This is a genomic window from Stieleria varia (genome assembly GCF_038443385.1).
GTDB lineage: Bacteria > Planctomycetota > Planctomycetia > Pirellulales > Pirellulaceae > Stieleria > Stieleria varia.
The window spans coordinates 7,769,039-7,790,609 of sequence record NZ_CP151726.1 but is presented as its reverse complement, the minus strand read 5'-3'; the positions used below and the strand labels follow the sequence as shown (position 1 = coordinate 7,790,609).

The window sequence follows — 21,571 nt, the reverse complement described above, 5'->3', positions numbered from 1 at the left end:
GACCCACAGTGATGGACACTCGATTTGGCGTGTATTCCCTGTTGTCGTAAAGTCGTAAGGCAAGCGGAGCGTCGAGAAAAAGGTGTCAGCATCCGGCTAGGGGCAGTCCGGACTATTTCGTGGATCGTTTGATCCAGTAGATCGTCGAATCGATGTTGTCGTTGTAGCTGGCGAGCATCTGCACGTTGCCTTGTGGGTCCACAACGACGCTGATTTGATTGGAATATCCTGGGTACGCGGCACGTGTCTTTCCCTTGTGCCGGCCTTCTTCGGCTTGGCTGTCGACGGCGACCAAGCAAGTCAGGTCCCGAACAATCGATAGCTTCGCAAGGGAGGATGCTGTTTGGGGTGGGGAAAACAGAGCGATTACTGCAAGGTCATCTCTGCCTGCAAACGCTTCACAGGCGCGTCTGAGAGCTGGTAACTCGGTGACAAAATCGTCTGGATCGGACCCCATGAAGAAAAGCAATAAACGTTTGCCCCTCAAATCAGGGGCCTCAATCACTCGCCCGCCACGAACCCAGTTTTGTATTTCCAGCTCAGGTGCGGGGTCGCCATGTTTCATCGCGACCTCTGCTCGATCTGGTTCTCCCAATCGAGCAATCAAGTCGACGCAGTCGGTTTTGATTCCCGTAAACTTACCACGACGTGAGACGGCATTGGAATCGATTGAGCGTTCGTCAAACACATTCGTACCCGCTGGCAAATCCATCGCAAAAGTTTCGATGGGCAACTCGTCGTTCAGTTGAACGTCGTCCAGGAAGATCACTCCCGCGTAGTCCAACTGTTCGTCACGATAGCGTGCTTCCACCTTGATCCTGGGTAAGACTTGGCCATTGATTTCTCGCTTTCCGATTTGCCATGAACTCTTCCCGTATCTGCTGGATGAAAAATCTCGCACGTAGACGAATCCAGACTTAGCATCTTGCTCGACACGCATAGATTGACCTGCTTCCTCTTTCGTTAACACCATGCGATTTCCTTCTCGGATCGCCCCTTGCGATTCCAATTCCATCGGCAACAGAATCAGGCTGGAGATGCTTGCCATGTGCATTCGCGAGTTGATCTCCTGCTCGACGTTGCACTGTCGATTGGCAGCGTCGAATCGGATTCGATTTTGACCATCAGAAACCGTCCAGTCGGTCGTCTTTTTATCGCCATAGGTGTGTGTGCGTTCTTCTCGCCGCCGGTCGCCGAATTGCGTCAACACGATCTCCGACATCGGTAACTCGCCAAAATAGGCGTGAAGTTCATCTTCGATCTGCGCCGCATTCATGTCGAGGAGCGATTCGATTTTGTCGCGAAAGTCTTCGGATGACACCTCTTTCATCAGATGATTGTTGGATCGATATCGATAGACACCGTTCAGTGGAGTCACTGAATTCAGGTAAGCCAGTTTTCGAGAATCGGCATCTGTTGTCTTAGCATTCACGCTGAAGAGCAGTTCGCTTTTTCCGTCAATCTTCTGTGCCGTCTGATTCAGATCGTCGCCTTTGATGCGGATCGATTGAGTTTCCGCCGGAACGACCAAATTCATGACCCCGCCATTGTCGGTCGTCGCATACTCGGTGTAGCTGCCCTGCGTCGCGGCCGTCCTCCAATTTACACCGTCTGTGCTGTATTCAAAAGAAATGCCAGCGACAGGCTTGTCACCGGCAACAGCCTTGCATCGGATTCCGATAGCTGGCATCAACTCCCAAGCCAACGGATCTCCGCCCGCGTGACTCTCTTCTATGTTCAAAACGTCGGTCGTTACCCAGTAGTCATTGCCAGGCGGCGGAATGATTCGCAGCGTGTAACTTCCAGCCAAGATTCGCAGGCTGGCGATACCGTCCTCGTTTGCCGTAGCCACCGAGCCTTGCTGAATGTTACGTGAGTAGGGAAGCTCAAACTTGGTTCCTGGCACTGGTTTCCCCGTCTTGGGGTCAACCGCCTGCAACGCAATCGTTTGCCCACGATCAACCGTCGCACTCAATTCGCAGTCAGGACCAATGAACTTGCCCTGTTTTTCGCCGGGCGATGTGTTGAAACTCCTCAGCACGTGCGACAGAAAGCTGGAATGTGAAAAGCTAACAGCCATACGAACGCCATAAGGAATGTAGTCAAATCGGTATTCACCCTTTGCGTTCGTCGTGGTGGTTCGAATCTCTTCGGGGATCAAATGCATCCGGGGATAGCCCACTCCAGCGTTTGGGGAGCTATCCAGGAAATTGAAAATCGTCATGCGTGGCTTGGCGTCTGGCGCATCGTTCGCATCGTTGACTTGGCCTGCACGGACAACGGCACCTGGGATTGGGCTGCCCGCTTGATCGGTCAGCGTTCCATGCAGTGGGACACTCTCAGGAGTATTCCCAACTCGTTTCTTTGCAGGCACGATCAGATTGTCAGCTTCAAAGCGTCCCTGCTGGTCAGTTTTTACGCGTGCCAGTGCAAACGGAAATTCCTGCTGTTCGCCTGTTTCATCCTTTCCAACTGCACGATTTAAATCCGCGTAGCCGACAATGATCGTTGCGCCCGCAACAGGCGCACCCTGCTCGTTCTTAGCATTGCCCGATAGCGATATTTTGTGAACCTGAATTTCACCATTCCGCCCCCTGAGTGTTTGAACGAGCGAATCTACTTTTGATTCTTGCTTGCTATCTTGCGCAGTCACGTGACCCGTGAAGGCATGAACAGCAAACAGCAAGACGGCCACGCGCGAAAAAATCATGTAGCACTCTCTTTCCGATTTACAAACGAAACACAAGCTTTGGCTAGGATAACACGGATGCAGGTGAGCTAGGAAAAGGAGCTGTTAAGAACTGAAATCCCGAGTGAGAGGGCATGCCGTCGAAACCAATGTGTGCGGTACAGCCGGGGCAACAATGCGCCCCAGGAAAGGTATCAAAGATCAACTCGCGGTGGAGAAAAGATTTTTTTATCTAGGGGACATACCAGGTGTCGGACACCGAATTGGAAGGATGGGCAAAGATCAAGAAGGGCGCGGTAGCTTTCGTGGACGGCCCTGGGGACGCATCGTCGATTCGAGATCGAACTTTCTCGCAGTCGACTCTACCCAGGTCTCCTCACCAAAAGGAACCCTGCGGCGCATGCTCCACCGCAATTCCTCCTGCTTCGATTGGCTAAACGCTTGAGCCACACGGTCGATCCAGGCGCGTGTTCGAGGGACCGGCCAAGCCGAAAGAGAGTTGCTGAGTCCACCAAATCGGTGTCCGACACCTTTTCTGATTCCGTCCTGCTTCAGGAAAATCTTCTGACGAGCGTTCCCACGATTGATCGCGTGATCAATAACGCCAACTTCATCGGCCCGCTTCTGTCGTGGCATGGCAACTCCAAAGCAGGCCGTTTATCATGCGATAGGATTCAAAACTACCCCCGTCCCATTTTCTCGCGCCGTCCCATTTTCTCGCGCGCAAGTTGGAGTCTAGCCTTTAGGCGATTGAGCACTGGTACAGTTCAGGTTCGAGCGGCTAAAGCCTGGACTCCAACATAAGTGGTTTCGTTGGATGCGGTGGAACCCGTTTAAAACCCCTCGCCGCTATTTCTCGTCTTTCATCTTTCGCGAGAGAGAAACTTCCAGCTTTCCTCTGCGGTATCAAACGCTTTGCTCATGTTCGGAGTGTGGCCAGCACCTTGCACGATCCAAAGCTCCACTTCCACATTGTCGGTCGGATTCGTCCAGCGAGTGAAGGGAACCGGCGTCTCTACGTCAACCGACACGCTGCATTCGTTGCGTTCACTCCAGATGCGAGCCGTTTCGGTTGCCGTGAAAAACGTGCCTTTACGCAGATCCCCGTTCGTTCCGAACATGGAATCTTCGCTGCCCACCATGATCAGCATCGACACTGCTGGCCCGGGGACGATGGCGTCACGACTGTTGCGTGCAAGCGTTCCTCCAACAGCGGCAACGGCAGCAAAGGTATCTGGAAGTTCCGCTGCTAGCCGATGTCCGATTGCAGCACCATTCGAAAATCCATAAGCATAGATGCGTCGCGAGTCCACCTTGAAGTCGTTTCGAATCTCCTGCACCAAGTCACGGACGAATCCCACGTCATCTGCCCCAGCAGTCGCTTTGATTTCGTCATCACAACCGGCGTTCCAGCGGCCGTTGATTCCGTCCGGTCCCACCAGTAGAAACCCATGTTGTTTTGCGAGTCGACGAAACGGGATCATCTCTGCGAGTCCGCTTCCGCCAGCTCCATGAAAACACAACAGTAGCGGGGCGGGTTTGTCACGATCTAGCGTGGTAGGCACGTAAACGTTGTAAGTCCGCTCGCGGCTTTCCGAGATCAACGTGTGCCGAGTCGTCTGGTCTTTACTTTCCTGCGCATCGACGTTCACGGCAAGCAGAAGTGCCAACCCCAGCGACAAATGGGCAACGAAGATTTGGCGTGCAGAGCTATTTGGAAATCTCATCAGGAAGGTCTTGTTCGCCGTGAATCACTCGCTGACGCGTCGTGCTGGTATCTAAGTTAGGGTTGGCTGTAGTGGATCTTGTCAAAGATCCCACCGCTGCAGGATCTTTAACAAGATCCACTACCCTGAAGTTAAGTTGTTTCAGACCACTAGCCCGGATTATTCACGCGACTCAATACGGTCATCGCAACACGTTTGCATGAAACGGCTTGCGCGGATTGGCACGAAAACAGTCTGCGCACATCAGCCGCCACGCGATAGCGTCCGGTTCTCACGCCTATACTCGGGAACCGGACGCTATCGCGTGCCGGCTAATGAATAATCCGGGCTAGCGGCGGTTCTGGTTCTTGCCGACGGGTGGGCGATGCGTTTCGAGCATTTCCTGGAGTCGGGCAAGTATTTCAGGTTCCTTAGCCGCAATGTTTTGCGTCTCGTTGGGGTCGTTGACGTAATCGTATAGCTCGTACACGGCGTTGGATGGGTCTTCGCCTTGGGAAAGCCACTGGACCATTCTGTAGCGTTCGGTACGAATCGCACGACCTAGTTTCTGCTTGGGATAGGCGTGGTAGGCGTGGTCGCGAACTCGCGCGGCAGGATCTTTCAACACGGGGACGAGGCTTTGACCGTCGATCGGCTGCGGCCCGCTGGGGGCTGGCAGTCCGGCTAGCTCAGCAAGAGTGGGGAACAAATCGACTGTCTCGGCAAGCTGCTTGGTAGACGTCCCCGGCTTTGTCACCCCAGGAGCAGAGATGATGATCGGAATTCGATTGGCTTGTTCGTAGTTGGTGTGCTTGGTCCATATCCCCAAATCACCAAGGTGAAACCCATGATCGCCCCACAGCACCACGATGGTGTTCTCACCCAATTCCAAACGATCAAACTCGCTGAGAACCTTGCCGATCTGAGCGTCGACAAAGCTCATGCTGGCGTAGTAACCATGAATCAGTTCACGCTTTAACGCTTCGTCGACATTCCCATCCTCCGGGACGGGTTTGTAAGCAGCGATTTCGCCGCCTCGCTTGAGAGCCACATTGGGCGCGTCGCGGGGGAAGGAAACATTCGATGGCATCGGTAGCTTCATCGGGTCGTACATGTCCCAGTACTTTTTCGGGGCAGAGAACGGCAGGTGGGGCCGGACAAATCCCGCTGCGATAAAGAATGGAGTGTTGTCTTCTGACATGCGATTCTTTGCTGCACGCAATCGCTCCACTGTTTCCGCCGCAACTCGGCCGTCTGCGTACTGGTCATCTGCGACATCAGGAGACTCAAACGCGGCACCGCGTGGTAGCGAGCGGATTTGGCCGAGCTTCTGATTGGTGAACAGGGCTTCCTCTCGCGTCAGTTTGCCGCCATCTGTGCTGTCAGGATCCAGGTACTCGATGACCTTGTCTTTGAAGTGCGGCACTTGAAAAGACACCGGGTCACCCTCGTTGCCGTGTCCGATATGAAACACCTTGCCCAACGACTCGGTGCGATAACCACCGTGCTTGGCAAAGTACTGAGGCATCGTCACGGCATCCGGAACGATTTGCCGAAGCTGACTGCCCAGACCGTAAAGTCCGGTCGATGTCGAATGCGATCCGAGCATGAGCGTAAAGCGGGACGGTGCGCAAACGGCTTGATTGCAGTACGCCATGTCGAAACGCATGCCTCGACTGGCCAGCTTGTCCAGATTGGGTGTCTGAGCGACGGGGTCGCCGTAGCAACCCAATGCCGGTTTGAGATCATCGACCAAGATCAACAACACATTGGGACGCGTCGTTTCGGCCTGAGAATGTGGTTGGCCGAGCGAGGTCAGGGCAAGACACGCGACAAGGCATGCGGAAACACGAGAGGTTGTGAGCCAGTTCTTCAATGGTCATCTCTTGGTTGGGGGATCGTGAAAGAAACCGCTGTCTATTGTTTCTTGGACTTTTTCTTCTTGCCCGCAGGCTTCTTGTTCTTGCCCGCTGGCTTAGGGATCACGTTCGCGGCTTCCGCCCAGGTTTTCCATTGCTGCCTGAGATCCGCAACCATCGCTGGATTCTTGGCAGCCAAGTCCTGTTGCTCCGTGCGATCAGAACTTAAGTCGAACAGTTCCCAGTCTCCATTGCCACCAGCCCGAACCAGCTTGTGATCGCCGACACGGATCGCAGCATTGCCTTCGTGCTCCCAGAAAAGTGGACGCTCAGGAAGGTTGCCGTCCTTGGTCAATAGCGGTCGCAAGCTTTGTCCTTGCATCGGTGTGATCTGGTTTCCCGATCTTTCCATCGGATATTCAGCCTGCGCTACGTCGACGCAAGTCGCCATGATATCGATCACGTGTGTGGGTGTGCGAATCCATTGCTCGCTCGGTTGGATCGCCGCGGGCCAATGGGCGATCAGAGGAGACGCGATTCCGCCCTCGTGGTTGTAGTGCTTGTATTTTCGAAATGGAGTGTTGTTCAAGTGCGCCCAGCACCGTCCGATGAAGACGTTGGAGTGAGGATCGCCGGGATTCTCGCCTTGGTAAGTTCCGTTGACACCCGCCTCAGCATTCCCACCGTTATCGGAAAGGAACAGAATCAGTGTGTTGTCGAGTTGTCCACGCTGGCGAAGCCCGTCCACAAGTTTGCCCACGTTGCGATCCACCTCGTCGATCATCGCCGCGTAGATGGCCATCATGTCGTCGTAACGTTTCTGCTGCTCACGGGATAGAGAATCCCACTGGGGAATCTCTGCCGGACGTGGTTCCAGTGGCCACGAGGGATCAATCAGTCCGCTCGCAACCTGTCTCGCATAGCGTTCGTCTCGCAACGCATCCCAGCCTTTGAGATACTTACCCCGATACTTGGCGATGGTTGACTCCGGCGCCATGCAAGGAAAGTGCGGGGCGACGTGCGCGAGGTACAGAAAAAACGGCTTCTCTTGCGATGCCGCTTGATCGATGAACTCAAGCCCCTGTTCCGTCCACAGGTCGGTTCCGTACCACGGCGCATTCAACTGCGGTGCATCACGATCAATCTCACGATCACCCAAAAACAGTTTTGTGTTTCCCTTGGGTCCGGTTTGGTTAGAAAAATGAAGTCCACCGGCGGGCAAACTCAAATTCGCCTGAAAGCCTCTTTTCCAAGGAACCACGCCGTGCTCAAAACCAAGGTGCCATTTTCCTGTCATCGCGGTGAAGTAGCCGGCATCACCCAAGACTTCGGCGATCGTAACGCAATGGTTGTTGAGCTGACCACGATAACCCGGCGCACTTTGATCAGCCGTCATCCACCCCATTCCCGCTTGATGCGAATAGAGCCCGGTCATCAAGCTTGCCCGAGTCGGACAGCAACGCCCCGTGTTGTAAAACTCAGCGAACTTGACTCCGGCCGCCGCCAATGCGTCCAAATGCGGGGTTGGAATCTCACTGCCGTAGGGACCGATATCAGAAAACCCCATGTCGTCCACCATGATGACGACGATATTCGGCCTCGATGATTCCTCCGCGTACAGAGGTTCCGCGTACAGGGGTTCCGCACCGACGATAGACAAAAGCACCGCCGACAAAAGCCAGGCCGACAACGTGAATGTAATCCCGATCGATCTCATGAGCCATTTCCGATGTCTGGTTAGAAACGGATCATGATAAATGAACTGGGGGACTCAACAATGAGTCCGATGTTCATCCGGTCAGAGATTTCTTGTCACTCCTCGTCCGCGTAGCACTTGAGCTCGTCACGAAGACGGCTCATGACTCTAAATTTCGCTTGCCGAACCGCTCTGGCGTCCATTTTCAGATCCTCAGCAATGGCCGTTGCCTGTTCCTGATGCATGGTCATCCTCCAGAAGGCCTGCCAAGTTTTTCCTTGGAAATCGGCCTTGATCGCCTGGAGTGCTTGACGCACCCGAAACTGTGAATCGTCTCTCCAGGAGGCGGAGTGCAGCTCACAGAGTTGCGGGGCAAGTCGTTCCCAGTTCGCGTGATCCAAACGGGCATCGATCGTGACGGGGCGTTTGCGTGAGCGGCGCATGAAACGATTCAACACATTGCGAGTGATCTGAGATACCCAGGACTGTATTTCCAGTTTCGGCTCTTCACTGCAATTTCTGGTTGGCTCCGATAAACCATCTTGAGGAGCGTGTTTCGCCATGATACGAAAAACATCTTGTGTCACATCGGCAGCGTCACTGGGCTGCAGTCCAGCGGCTCTCGCCTGATGCAGAATCTTGGGCTTGAACTTGGCGATGATCGCCTCCCAGACATCGGCATCTGCGATGGAAATCTCGCCCCATTGATTCGGTTGATTCCTGGCGGGTTTGATCACGAATGAAATCTCCAGCGAAATCCGTTCAGTTATTGAAACGGGAGGCAATCCCCCTCAACTGAACTTCGCGGCCGCGTTACGCCAAATCGTGGATCGTCACCATTATTTTTTGGTTCATGGACGGAGGGGCTTCGCCTGGGCTGTTCAAATTTGGGATTGTGACGCTGCGGCGCTCCGCAAGTGTCTGTCACCTCTCCCGGCGCAGCTGGTGGCCCCCAGTGAGCCTCAGACGCTAGCCGTGGGCCTGAGGCGGATGTCGTGCCGGCCCACGGCTAGCGCCTGAGGCTCACTCTGATTGCGATGCATGGGACAAAAACATGGACTGACAAAACAATGTCAACACCAAGTTTTGAACGGTCCAGGCTTCGCCTGGACTGCGAACTCCTCAGGATTCTGCAGGAAAATGCCACATCCGGCGGCATTCGTTATTGCGCAAGTAAATCCTTGGACTTTTGCGCTGCGGCCAGGATCTGAGGACCGAGTCGTTCCAGGTCCTGACGCACGGGGCTCAGGTCGGCGACGCGTTGCTTCAGAACCGCGACCGCCTTGTCTTGTGCGCTGCCCTGCAGAGCGGCCGCGGCAACATTATCGGACTTGATCGACTGAATCTCGTCGTTGACCAGTTGCTGCCATCGGTCGCGCATTTGGTTCACATGCGAGAGATACAACGCATCATCATGCGACAAGAGATTTTCAATCGCTTGGCTGATCGCTGACCACCGGGCGGTCAACGCACTGATGTCTTGAGCCGTACGCGCATCCAGAATTCGCTGGCGAGCGGCAGCATGAGTAGAGTTTACCGCGCGGGCTGCGCTTCGGAACCTATCCAGTTTCCCGCTTTGGGGATGACCAGGAAACTCGACGGCAAAGCGTTCCAGCAACGCCAACGCTTCTGCCCACCGCATCGCATCAAACGCTTCCTGAATCGTTTTGAGTGAACTCTCGGCAGCAGCGAAACGCTCCGCCATTGCCATGTCAGCTCGCAGTCTTGCCGTTTGCGCGTTCATGTCATCGATCGTCTTTCGAAATGACTTCATCGCCTCCGACAGGTCCAAGTTCTCAACCTTTGCCGCTTCATCGATTGCCTCGGCTTGGTCAACCAGCGAATCAACATTGGCGAGTTGCAATGCTTCATTGCTGAGCTGACGAATCGTCTGCTCGTCGGATTCCTTGGCTTTATTGCTGATGGTCGCAACGAGTTGGTTGATCTTGGCAGCGTTTGCTCGCAACTGGTCATGCAGCCCTTTCAGCGAAGTCAGATAGTCGCCTTGATTTCCCAAATAACGAAACTGAAAGATTAACGGCTCGGGCGAAACGCCTCTAACAAAGGGTTGCGTGATTGCCTGGTTCTCATAGGCGACTGTGACAAAAATCGGCTTAGGGTGATCAACTTGGAACTCGGCGAGTCCGTTGCGTTGCGTAACGGCCGCAATGTTCGAATTGATCTTCAATCGGGGTGACGGCTGATCGTGCAAGTAAACATCGCATCCGCCCCGAGGAGCCAGTATGTCCGGTTGGTCTGGCACCGTTCCCGTCAACAGAACTTGCAATCGCGAGACTCCGGTACGTGGGGTGACACGACGTACCAAGTAGCGAGCGCGAGCGTCATCGAGGTACTGAAACCAATCACGGTCCCACGCGTCACCGATCGGTGCGGCGACGACCGCGTTTGCTCCCAGAGACTCGATGGCCAAGAATTGACTCGGATGGGCATCTTGACGCAATTGATTGTCGTTGATGGTTTCGCGATACAGTTGTAACACGGCACCTTGATCCAGCCGGCTTAGTTTGGAGGTGCTCAGCAACCGCGGTAGGTTCGCAAAGTGAACAACAAACTTGTCATCTTGCGTCGAGACAATTTGGCCGACGGGCGTCCAGCAATTCATTGCCAAGCGAGCCGCAGCTTCATCCAGCATGTCACGTTGAACAACCTCCGCGCTTTCGATCGGACCGAATTGATCAAAGTGCCGATCGAACTCTCCTGCGTGGATATAAAACGAACCGTTGCGGTACTCTATTGAAAGAACAATCGTCTTTTCATCGCCATCGAGTCCAAGCAGCCTGCACTGCGCCGCAGTGAGTTGTTCGATCGAGTTCCGTCCCAACCACTCGTCGACGGCAGGCCGCGATACGATGTCAACCGTCGCCCCAGCGCCCAGAACGGTGACGAACAATCGTTCCACGCGATTCTGAACCGCCGTCAGTAGTGAATCACTGACCGCTGGGTCTCGCTCCGCATGCAGCACCACAGAAACATCCAGTCCTGTTGCCACGGGAAAGCCAAAACGATCGGTGGGCTGCGACTCCTGGCTCCAGCAGGGAGTGAAACCGATGGGCAGGGTCAATGATGTGATCACGAATCCCCAAAAAAACTGGCGTGTAAAGGTCACTGTGCTGTGAGTTTTCATGATTCTTCCCCGTGGGCCATCGCGGTTGATCGACCGGACTGCTGAGAACCCGATTCGTCAAGCGACGGGATCGATTGTTGCGGCCAAGAAATGATTTCCGTGCAAAACCGATCCAAAAAGAATCTGTCATGGCTAAGCACGATGATGGTCAAGTTCATTGACTGCTGAGCTGCGATCAGGGTTTCCGCCAAACGCCCCTGATGAAACACGTCCAATCCCACGGTCGGCTCATCTAGAATCAGGGCTTTGGAATTCGTTGGAATTTGATCGTTTCCATCTTCGAACTGTTGTAGCAATAACAATGCCCGAGCGATCGCCGCTCTCTTTTTCTCTCCACCACTCAAACGGGAGGGAGGTGCAGACAACAGCCTTGGTGACAGTCCAAACTTCTGAAACGCGTCAGCAGCGAATTGTCGGGCGTTCGCCTTGGTAAAGGGATGTTGGTCACTGCGTAACACACGCTCCATCGACGCGCCGACGGGTTCGCTGGGATCAAACACCAGATCAGTGTCTTGATAGGAGAGCTGAACACGACGCCAAAGTTCGCGGCGTTGATTGCTTGACATCTCAGGGGGATTCGACCAGTGAGCGAACCAGTCTACGTCTCCGGTATCAGCAGTCGTCAACCCAACCAAGATTCTTGCGAGCGTCGTCTTTCCACCGCCGCTGGGACCTTGGATCCCAAACCGACTGCCTTGCTCGACGCGAAAGCTCTGGTTGGCAAAAATCTGCTTGCCCGCTTGGTTCTTGGACAGTCCTGATACCGTCAATGCTGGTGGCTTGCCGTCTATTCCGCCCATCGTTGACACGGGAAACTGACGGATCGCAACTCGAATCAGTTGCGTGGTTTGCTTGGTCTTTGGCCCGCCACGCAAAAGTACCGGCGAGGGCAGTCGGTCAACGACCTCGCCCTGATCGATCACCATGCATGTACCTGACTCCGCAAGCGACTCAAGCAATCCCAATTGATGAGTGATTAACATGGCAGAACCGCCCTGACGCAGATACTGACGAAATCGCAGCACCAACACCGAGGCGGTCTCGGAATCCAATGATGCAAATGGTTCGTCAGCTATCAGTAACGCAGGTTCGATCAGACAAGCCATGGCAAACAGTACTCGCTGGCATTCACCGGTGGAAAGCTGGTGAGGTGATTTGCGCAGTATCGAATCCACTCGGCGGCCGTCATTCAAAAAGAACTCGCCCAGCAACTCACGCCCATCCGAAACATTGGCTTTGCCGATGGCTGCAGAAACAGCTTGCTTCTTTCCCGAACGTTTCCGTACTTGCGATGCCAGGTCCAGATGCCAACGCACGCTGCGATTGGGGACCAACGACGAGCGAGCGTGCTGTGAAACGTAGAGGATGGTTGCCGGAGCCAATCGGCCAATGGAATCGTTCCACTGGATACCTTGCAATGGAGCAAAGGTTCTATGCTGCAACACATCTTGCCCCTGGATGCGAAACACGTCGGCTTTAATTCGCGATGAGTCGGGCAACAAACCGGCAACGGCCAGTGCCAGTGTGGACTTGCCCCCGCCGGATGCCCCAACGATCGAAAGCAACTCGCCAGGCATGATCGCCAAGTCTGCTGCAACCACACGATGGAACCGGGCATCGATCGGATCGAGCATCGATACCGCCAACGACTTGACAGCCAACGTCGGTTCGGTGGAATCATCGAAGGCGATAGACATATCCCCCCACCGTTGTCTTGAGTGACTCGACAAGCAACCAAAACACAACGATGCCCAACCAGACGTACAAGAACGGAATCCCCAGAATCCAACGATTGAACCAATCCATGGGCGCCCAGTTCATAAAGGCCTCCATTCCCATGCCAAGTTGGCTGCCCCAAGTAAAGATCACGCCTCGTCCACGGACCCCCAGCAGCCCCAACACGGCATCATAGTGCAAGACGCCAGCGATGACGGCCGCGCACTGGATCAACAACACCGGCAGGCAGTGATTCTGCAAAACCATTCGAAAAATCATTTGACGCCACGTCATTCGTGTCATCAACGAGGCTTCGACATAGACGGCATGGTTGATTGATTCAAGCTCGTCTCGTACCGCCTGATAGACCTGCGGTGCATGCAGCAGCCCTATCAAAACGAACAGCCGGATCACCATCGTGTTGATCGAAAAATCGACACCCAGTATCGTCGCATCAATGACTTCGCCAGCCATCACACTGAATCCCGCTAACAGAACCAGTAGCTTGGGCAACGACTCGATGAACTCCGCCATCAACAAACAAAACTGGTCTGCAAGAAAAACACCGCGTCTGATCCATCGTGAACGAACCCAGCGATGCAACGACAAGAGAGAACAGGGAGTCCAAGAGGCCGCGCACGCGATCGCCAACAGCGTTGGCACGATCATTTGATTCATACCCGTCCGAATCGACGACAGAACATCCAGCCCTGCCAAATCGGTTCCGAACCAATGCTCCTGTCCAGGATCCAAAAACGATCCGTCAGGCGGTACGTCTCCGTACATCCAGCAAACCATCACTAGCATCGCCAACACAATACTGGCCAACCCAGCGTAGGCCATGTTGAACCTGTTGGCCGGACGAAGCCGACTGTAATAGAGTGTGTTGCGCACCAAGTTCCCCAGAAACGTTCCAGATGAAGTTGTGACCGCAATATCGGACTGCAAGTCGGAGGAAAGTGCTGAATGCGATTGGCCATCCAGATCGGCCTCAACTGGGGCAGCAAGGATAGAAGTCGACTCGGTGCGTTGACTTACGTCAGTCGTCGCGTTGCCAATGGGATCGTACTGGGCGTCTTCCTCCTCCATATCATGCTCAATCCGCTCGGGAATCCATCTGGCGTGCGCAAGCATTCCCAGCCATCGAAACGCGGATCGCAAGGTGACGCAGAAGATGCAAATCCAAAAGAACCAATGCAAGTCGGCAGGCGTTTCGGAGACCGATTGGTAGGCGGTGATTCCGATGCCTGGGATGTTGAACAACAATTCCAGCGCAACCACGCCACCGATCAAATGCGGAATCCGCCCGGTGAGCGAAAACAACAAGGCGACACAAGCTTGAGGCCAAGTGAATCTCCAAACGCTCAGCCCCAGGGTTTGAAGGGTCTGGATGTGGGGCATCGCATGCTGCGACCGCAGGCTTTCGCGGAACCGGGAGGACACTGTCGACAGGTTGCAATCTCCCAACGCGAGGCAAACCGCTGGCAGCCAAACGCCTCCGCTGGGCATGCCCTGAAAAGCGTGATCGGGCGACAGTAGAGATGGCAGAAACGGCAACAAGAAAGATGGCAGGGCGCTGACCGACAACACCACGACTTTGATCCAACCCAGCATGGGGTGATCCTCCAGTCGTCCCAACACCATCGCACCGGATGCAATCATCACGATTGCCAATGCCAAGATCGGCACGGTTTCCATCGCCGCGCGATAGAACTGCGGCCCGATCGACACTCCGTCACGATCCCGATGCAGGTCGCGATAGAACCCCAAAAAACTGCTGTCCGTGACCAGCATGCCGAGCACGGAGGCAGCGAGCGAGACCAAGACCAGCAGCGCAAGGAAACGCAGAATTTCCAGTGCGAATCGACTTGGCCATCTTTTCATGGAGCGAGCTAGTTCGTTTGCGGCTTGAGGTACCACTGTTCCACATCGCGGAAAAAGTGCGTCCCGTCCAACGGCAGTGCACCTTCGCCTTCGGTGGTGCGGGCAACGAGCCGTCTGGTGTAGGCGATAAAGGTATCCAACTGCCACAGTGGAATGACAACCGCTTCGGTGCCAATGAAACGATGGATTTTGTTTTGAATCGCCCAGATCTCATCGGATACTTTGCTGGTTCTCAGATCTTCAAAGGATTGAGAAAGCGTTTGATTGTTGTAGTTCATGAAATTGCCGCCTTCGCCAAGTGCGGTCGGGGCGGCGTCAAACAGATTGGCGATGTTAAAGAGCACGTTGTCGTGTTCGATGCAGTAATAGGCCAAGTCAAACGAACCATTGCGCAGTTCTCGGAGAAATGCATTGTTGGGTCGTTTCTGCAAGTCGACTTCGAAACCCACTGCTTCCAGATCGCGCTTGACCTGCGCCATGGCCGACTCAACGACATCGCCATGATCGGCAAACTTCAAAACCAGTTTTCGTTGACTCACCTGCGTTTGATATCGACTGACTAACGACCGCGCAGCATCGACCTGTTGGGTCGGTTTGGGGAACGTCAGATCGTAGGCTTTGGACTGTCGTGGAAAGGGGCCGCTGACCACCGCGTGCGACATTTGTCCTCGTCCGCCAAGATTAAAGTACTGATCCAAGATGCCCTGTCGATCGATGGCAAGCGATGCTGCGCGGCGAAGATCTCGGGCCGCGCCAGGACCACTCGGGTTTAACTTGTCACCAAACAAGGCGCGGCCATGATTGACAGCCAGCACCCAGACACTATTTGGCTCGATGCGACGCGTTTCGAAACGGGTTCGCGAATTGCGTATCTGAGCCAGTTGAGAAGGCGACGGGTCTGAGATGACGTGAATGCGTTCTTGCAAGAGATCATTCACGGCATGACCAGTCCCCCGTTTCACATACCTTTTGAACTTGATCTTTCCGATCTGCATCGGGCTGCGAAACTGTGAATTGGCGACCAGTTGGACATCGCTCCCATCAACCGTGCTCAGTCGGTATGGGCCCGAAACGGCAGCGGGACTTCTGGACGCCTCATCTCCCCGCTGGGGCAACTCGCCGAAAGCGCCACGATACAGGACTGGCAAGTAGAGCAATGAATCGGGACGTGGATGCGGGTTGACATCGAGTTTGACGGTAAAGGGTGACGTTTGACTGGCTCCGGTGATGAATCGAGCCCACTCTGCATCAAACGCTTCTCCCGCAGGGTTTCGCAGTAATTCAATCGTTTCCACCACGTCGGCAGCGGTGATCGGTGAACCGTTGGAGAATTTCAACCCTGGGGTCAAGTCGACGATGTACTGTTGATCTAGGTTTCTCGGCTGGATCCGCGAAACAAGTGGCGTCCTGCCATAGCGAGTTCCTGTCTCGTCGCGTGTCATCAGAAAGTCATGCATCAGATGGACGATCTGGCGTTCCACAGGTCGCGTTGCATTGATCGGCTCAAACACGCCAGGGTCTTCGTAACTCGCCAGGATCAAGCCTTCCGCATTGCGGATGACGATCCGTCCGCGTCGCCTCAAATCGGGATCGTTGGTCAGCCGAACGGCGCGTTGAGCCTTTGCAATGGCTTGCCCACTGTTGGTCAGTTGGCTTTGCTCTGCTGCAGCGACCAACCGTACCGCCTCCGCTTGCCATTGCCTGCGAGTCTCGAGCAGTTTTTTGTTGTCCGGAAACAGCGTCTCTCCCTTGGCGAGATATCCGTCGGCCTGGTCCGCATCCTCGGAGTCCAATGCATCGGTCGCCAACTGGATCAGCACATCTGTAAACGCATCTTCGATGAAGGGATCCTTGCTGAAACGAGCATGCAGTTTTTCCAACTCCGCCAATCCCTCCGCAACCTTCTGTTGGGATTGAATCTTGTAGATGCTGCGTCGCGTTTCGATCCGCGCCCGCAACTGATCCACGGTGGACCAATCGGAGTTGAACTGTTCCATTTTCTTGACAATCGCATCGGCCACGCGATAGTCTCCCGACCGCATGCGGCCGAGTGCTTCGACTTCGGCGAGCGATTCCCAGTAGGTGATGCTGTGAATTCGATCCGTGGAAAAGCCGATACCGCCTTCCTTACGATCGTAGGGCGTATAAATGATTTGATCCCGGATCCGATAGTTCGACGGACGTCTGTCCTGGTCAGACCAAATCGGGTTTGCGTAGAGTTCCGTGCGATCAGCCAAAAGGATGATATCGTAAACGGTGACGGTGATCTCCTTGGTTTTGGGATGGATCGTCACCAGCGGAGGACGCTTGGGAGTTGGATTTTGGCCAACGGCAACGCTGAATCCAAAGCCGCAGACACACGCCAAGACCACCAACAGCCACAGAATGAAAACGCGCGTGCCCGATGCGCGACTCATTAACTGCGCAGCACCCGATCGTCCGTCGCGGAGTGTTCCGCAACACGGTGAGCGATGCGTCGATGAATAAGGTCCAGTGGGCATTCGGGTCAATGACGATGAATTATCAATCGGTGTCTATGGGGATTGTACTGCGAGCCGGCGATATAGCGTTGCGTCTGCGAATCCCGCAGTCTCGGCGCTTTCACTTAAGTTGTTCAGGATCGTTTTTAATACAAACGATTCGCTGGCAGCATTGTCGGGATTGAATTCCTGACGGGCTTGCAAAAAGTAGTTGACGGCAGCTCCGGGTTGTTTGAGTTCATGTTGCAGATAGACGCCAATGTTGTTGATACATGCGGCTTTGTCCTCCGATGAGGTGGCCAAGTCTCTCAGTGTCAGCAAAACATCCAAAACACGTTGAGACTTGGTGTCAGATGGGAAACTGGGCAGATAGTCCAGCGGTGAGTATCGCATGCTGCCGATCGTGACACTCTCTGATTCTAAGTCTCGCTGAAGTCGAATGAGGTGTGTGGAAATTGAGTACGTGTCCTGGACGTTCAAGGCCGACGCATGGTGCAGTTCACGGACGGCCACGGCGCTCTCACCAGACTGGGACGCGGCGTAGGCGAGATTCAGGTGCGATGGTGCAAATCCGGGCGACACGCGGACGGCTGCTTGCCAAAATCTGACAGCCGAGTCGGTCTCGCCTTGTTGCCAATACGCGTCACCAATCAAGTGCGGTAGAATCGGCTCGCGAAACCATCCGCGCTCCTTCACATACTCAACGGAGAGTTTCTCTAAGTCCAGCCCTTCCACGCCAGCAAATCGCTTTCGTTGCTGTTGATAATACGCCAAGAATCCGCTGGATCGAACCTCACGCCCCGATTGTTCGCTGCTGGTTTGCAGTTGATGCGTTCCCGGAGGCGTCGGCAGCAGCAATGTGATCGCGCCAAATCCTGTGTCGGTCAATTCCGTTTGAATCACACCATCTAAAGTCGCGATTTGTCCAGCGGGAATCTGCATCAGGGAAACGTCCGCCGGCCAGCGATAAGCGTTGCCGGAGGTATCTCTCTGCGATGTCGTGTCCGTCGCATCGGCTCCGAGGGTTTCCAGGGAATCCAGTGCGGTCAAATCGCTGAGGTCCAAGACTCCAGAATCCGCGCCGACGTCTTGGGCTTCGCGGTCGCGATCGACCGAAGCAGCAGAACGCTGGTCCGCCTGCGAGTCCTTTTCCGCAACCGAATTTGAGTTGGAACTCCTCAATGCCAGCCAACCGATCAATAGCGCACCAGTCAACACGGCAGCACCAATGGCGATGGGAATCCACGTTCGCGATTTCGCGGCATCAGAGGACGAGTCGCTGATGTCGATCTGAACCATCGGCGTTTGCACCTTCGCCAATGGAGCGAACCCAGGGCCGGCATGGTCGGGCTGAGACGATGCGGTGGTTGGCAATTCAACGTTCCAATTCTGGTCGCTCGCGCCGTCGGGTTCACTGGGAACTGGATCGGCCGTTGTGCTTGATTGTGATGGCGATTTGTGCTCCGCCGCCACACGGTATCGCTTGCCGCATTTTGGGCAACTCAGCGTTCCGTCGGCTGACGGTGCTAACTCAAAGGGAGTGTTGCAGTTTCGGCACAATGTCATGCTCATCTGGTACGTCTCCTCATCGAACGCAGCACGAACATCGCAATGAGACAAAGTCCGGCCAGAACCACGCTGGCATAGATCCATCGAGACCGCGAGGTTTCCGGAGCAACGGGAGTCGCAGCATCTGCTACCGTGACCGTCTGCCCGTTGCCCCAAAGCAGGGTCACCAGTGTTTCGGAGTGATCGGGTTGCAAGGATTCGATTTCACCCGACGTCGATGTCGTGCGGCGAAGTCCCGAGAAGTCTCTGGAAAGTCGCGTCAGCGGGTTGAGTATCGGATGCTTTTCTCTCAAGGATTCATCGATGTACAACTGCCAAGTCTCGGTGTCGCCGACCGCGGCTGTAGCATCCATGAGCAACGCGATCCGCAGCAGGTCGATGGGTCGCCATGATTCGAGTACGGTCGGCGACATCAATTCGGAAATCAATCGATACGCGTCTTGAGCGGATTGCCGAGTTGATTGTCGAGATACAGGCGTGTCTGTTTCGGATGCCGACGATCGATGGTCACGAACGTCGACGCGACGATGAGCCCAGGCAATCTCCCAGTATCGATCCAGGACCGCACTGGTTTGCTCCGGCCGATTGGACAATACCTGATGGGACAGCGGATGGGCACCTTCCGCGTACCGGCTGGCCGAATTTTGCAGGATCGAAAGTCGCTGGTCTGGTTTGAGCGACAAAAGCCCCAACGCACGATGAGCCCAGACGCCCTCTGGTGACTTTTCCAATCGGGACTCCAAAAATGTTTCAACGGAGTCCGATTCACCTCGCAACTCGGCCAGCGTGGCGAGCAAGTACTGCCATTCTTCCTTTTGAGACGCCGACAGTTTGCCAGCGGTCGCCAGTTGAACGATCTGGTCTGTGGTGTCTGCTGCCGATTCGGTGTCCTCCATCAACCGTTCACACCACAAGCGAACCAGCAACGATTCCACATCGCTCGTATCGTCGACCAAGGACAACAATTGGTGTGTCTGTGACTCAGCGGCGAAACGAAAAACACCGGGATCGATGAATCGATAGTCAAAGTCAACTTTTCCTGCCACACGAATTGTAACGCCTGCGTCGAACAAGTTGTCATCTGGGCCGTGGTCGGCGCCGAGACTAGAGTCCCATTGATCGGAGTCCATTTCACCAAGCAGGGCGTTGATTCGAGAAATCAGTTCTTCTCGAGCATTGTGAAGTGAGTCAGATGGCATCGACTTGAAATCGCTTAGCCAGGCTTTCTGTTTGTCTGGTGAATCCGACAAGCATTCCGCGACTGTCGTCCAGTCCCTCAACTCCAACGCAGACAGCGTGGCAAAACAGCCCGCAATGGCAGCCTTTTCAGTTTCATTCATGCGATGAAACTGATCTTCGTACAGCGTGTAGGTGCGTCGGGCCAACTCGCTACCCGAGAATTGGATTCGGTGATAGGCGATCACATCCAATAACTGCTCACGCAACGGCTGCGCTGCATCGAGGCCACTCGCCACAATGAACAGGTACGCTGTCAAAACGATACGAGTCAAGCGTCCGCTCATGGCTGATGACTCAGTACGATCGCGAAGATGTCTCTCGGTTTGCTGGTGTGTCCGGCGAACAGAAGTACGGGACGGCGCACCACCGGATTGCACGCGGCTTCGGATGCCGACGTGATCGGCAGGGGATACTCGACCGTGAACGAACTGGCGTCCGACACGCGAACGAATTGGAGCGGATAGTGTGCTTGTGCATTGGTGTTGGCAAAGCACCACAAGCCTGATGAGTGAGGGCTCCAGGTCGGACCGACGTGTCGAAAATCTTCCTGCACGCGAATGTCAGCGAGCAACTCACGTGCACTAGAGTCACCCTCCGATGCGGAGGTCGGAATCACCCACAACGCCCATCGATTGTTTTGAATGTCGCGTCGATGAAAAGCAATCTCATTTCCACGGGGCGAAATCCTTGGGTTACGAATGATCGCATCGGTTGCCACACACAATGTTTTCTCACGCTCTCCTGCCGTCTCGCGAATGACCAATCGATATTCGTTTCCGGATTCGTTGCGCCGTACGATCGCCATGAAACGACCATTGGGCGACAACTGGGCTTCTTCACCCTCTCCGATTGAATCGACTGACTCGGCGAGCGCCGAATCGGGTCGGTAAGTTGCCAGATATAGTTCACGGTCGCGACGGAACACCAACGTGCTACTCTGTCCGGACGAATGGATCGCGGGGAATTCAATCACACCATTGCCAGAAGTGATTCTCTGTGGCGGGGAAGCGATGGACGTTTGATGAACGTTGTTCGAACCGTTGGGCTCATTGTTGCTCTCGAAAACCATCAGGCTGCGAGGTCCAGAGCTCCACGTCACCATGTCTTCAAAGCTCGTCCGGTCGTCGTAGATTGTCACGGGCGCTTGACCGGGTTGCTGCAGAACTGCCTTGCGAGTTCCCTTTTGCAGATCCGATCGCAGGAATCCGATTGCGGTCCCGTCGCCAGACCAAGTCGGCGCGTAGTGATTGTTGGCGTCAGAGTGAACTCGGATCACCGCAACGGGTTGAGGAATCTCCTCACCAGACATCGCTGCAATTTCTTTCAGCGTGGGAACGGATGCGGGCGAGACCAACGCACCCGGCATCTGAATCGTCAGTTCGCCAGGATACAGAGCAGGTGACGAGTCTGTTTGCGCTAACGCGGTCTGATGCAATGCGAATAGAACCGCGAGGCAGAGCGTCAGTTGCCATGTGCACTGACGTAGTGGATTTCGCCAGAAATCCTGTGTAGAGGAATGTGTGGTGAAGCCTGCAAAGAGAGGGATGCGGTGGACGAAGGGAATTCTGGCGAATTCCATTACGGGGGA

General features: G+C 54.8%; 12 protein-coding genes. All 12 read right to left on the bottom strand.

From position 1 onward, the window contains the following. Positions 1-112 precede the first annotated feature (112 nt). On the bottom strand, positions 113-2,710 hold the full coding sequence (locus tag Pla52nx_RS26150) for a hypothetical protein (protein ID WP_146518853.1): 2,598 nt from the start codon (positions 2,708-2,710) through the stop codon (positions 113-115). 842 nt (positions 2,711-3,552) lie between these two features. Next, positions 3,553-4,416 (bottom strand): alpha/beta hydrolase family esterase, encoded by an 864-nt coding sequence (locus Pla52nx_RS26145; RefSeq protein WP_146518851.1) that lies wholly within the window; start codon positions 4,414-4,416, stop codon positions 3,553-3,555. Between the two features lie 328 nt (positions 4,417-4,744). Next, complete coding sequence (locus Pla52nx_RS26140) at positions 4,745-6,214, bottom strand: sulfatase (protein WP_146519614.1); 1,470 nt, start codon at positions 6,212-6,214, stop codon at positions 4,745-4,747. A 98-nt stretch (positions 6,215-6,312) separates the two neighbouring features. Further along, on the bottom strand, positions 6,313-7,971 hold the full coding sequence (locus Pla52nx_RS26135; RefSeq protein WP_146518850.1) for an arylsulfatase: 1,659 nt from the start codon (positions 7,969-7,971) through the stop codon (positions 6,313-6,315). 95 nt (positions 7,972-8,066) lie between these two features. Beyond that, the gene (locus Pla52nx_RS26130) at positions 8,067-8,687 is read right to left on the bottom strand and encodes an RNA polymerase sigma factor (protein ID WP_146518849.1); all 621 of its coding nucleotides are present in this window, start codon (positions 8,685-8,687) and stop codon (positions 8,067-8,069) included. A gap of 425 nt (positions 8,688-9,112) precedes the next feature. Beyond that, complete coding sequence (locus Pla52nx_RS26125; protein ID WP_146518848.1) at positions 9,113-11,095, bottom strand: hypothetical protein; 1,983 nt, start codon at positions 11,093-11,095, stop codon at positions 9,113-9,115. Beyond that, complete coding sequence (locus tag Pla52nx_RS26120; protein ID WP_146518847.1) at positions 11,092-12,792, bottom strand: ABC transporter ATP-binding protein; 1,701 nt, start codon at positions 12,790-12,792, stop codon at positions 11,092-11,094. The genes Pla52nx_RS26125 and Pla52nx_RS26120 overlap by 4 nt, the downstream gene beginning before the upstream one ends. Beyond that, positions 12,773-14,695, bottom strand: a complete 1,923-nt coding sequence (locus tag Pla52nx_RS26115; RefSeq protein WP_146518846.1) for an ABC transporter permease subunit — start codon at positions 14,693-14,695, stop codon at positions 12,773-12,775. The genes Pla52nx_RS26120 and Pla52nx_RS26115 overlap by 20 nt, the downstream gene beginning before the upstream one ends. An 8-nt stretch (positions 14,696-14,703) precedes the next feature. Further along, positions 14,704-17,196 carry an ABC transporter substrate-binding protein gene (locus tag Pla52nx_RS26110; protein ID WP_146518845.1) on the bottom strand — a complete coding sequence of 831 codons (2,493 nt, stop codon included), beginning with the start codon at positions 17,194-17,196 and terminating at the stop codon, positions 14,704-14,706. A gap of 33 nt (positions 17,197-17,229) precedes the next feature. Continuing rightward, positions 17,230-18,747 (bottom strand): tetratricopeptide repeat protein, encoded by a 1,518-nt coding sequence (locus Pla52nx_RS26105; RefSeq protein ID WP_146518844.1) that lies wholly within the window; start codon positions 18,745-18,747, stop codon positions 17,230-17,232. Further along, positions 18,744-20,267: a hypothetical protein gene (locus Pla52nx_RS26100; protein WP_146518843.1), complete on the bottom strand. Its 1,524-nt coding sequence runs from the start codon at positions 20,265-20,267 to the stop codon at positions 18,744-18,746. Before Pla52nx_RS26100 ends, Pla52nx_RS26105 begins: the two co-directional genes overlap by 4 nt. Further along, a complete protein-coding gene (locus tag Pla52nx_RS26095; RefSeq protein WP_146518842.1) occupies positions 20,264-21,562 on the bottom strand; it encodes a TolB family protein in 1,299 nt (432 codons plus the stop codon). The genes Pla52nx_RS26100 and Pla52nx_RS26095 overlap by 4 nt, the downstream gene beginning before the upstream one ends. Positions 21,563-21,571 lie beyond the last annotated feature (9 nt).

Coding starts and splice junctions, on each gene's coding strand:
- Pla52nx_RS26150 (WP_146518853.1), bottom strand. CDS start 2,710: ATGATTTTTTCGCGCGTGGCCGTCTTGCTGTTTGCTGTTCATGCCTTC.
- Pla52nx_RS26145 (WP_146518851.1), bottom strand. CDS start 4,416: ATGAGATTTCCAAATAGCTCTGCACGCCAAATCTTCGTTGCCCATTTG.
- Pla52nx_RS26135 (WP_146518850.1), bottom strand. CDS start 7,971: ATGAGATCGATCGGGATTACATTCACGTTGTCGGCCTGGCTTTTGTCG.
- Pla52nx_RS26125 (WP_146518848.1), bottom strand. CDS start 11,095: ATGAAAACTCACAGCACAGTGACCTTTACACGCCAGTTTTTTTGGGGA.
- Pla52nx_RS26120 (WP_146518847.1), bottom strand. CDS start 12,792: ATGTCTATCGCCTTCGATGATTCCACCGAACCGACGTTGGCTGTCAAG.
- Pla52nx_RS26115 (WP_146518846.1), bottom strand. CDS start 14,695: ATGAAAAGATGGCCAAGTCGATTCGCACTGGAAATTCTGCGTTTCCTT.
- Pla52nx_RS26110 (WP_146518845.1), bottom strand. CDS start 17,196: ATGCCCACTGGACCTTATTCATCGACGCATCGCTCACCGTGTTGCGGA.
- Pla52nx_RS26105 (WP_146518844.1), bottom strand. CDS start 18,747: ATGAGCATGACATTGTGCCGAAACTGCAACACTCCCTTTGAGTTAGCA.
- Pla52nx_RS26100 (WP_146518843.1), bottom strand. CDS start 20,267: ATGAGCGGACGCTTGACTCGTATCGTTTTGACAGCGTACCTGTTCATT.
- Pla52nx_RS26095 (WP_146518842.1), bottom strand. CDS start 21,562: ATGGAATTCGCCAGAATTCCCTTCGTCCACCGCATCCCTCTCTTTGCA.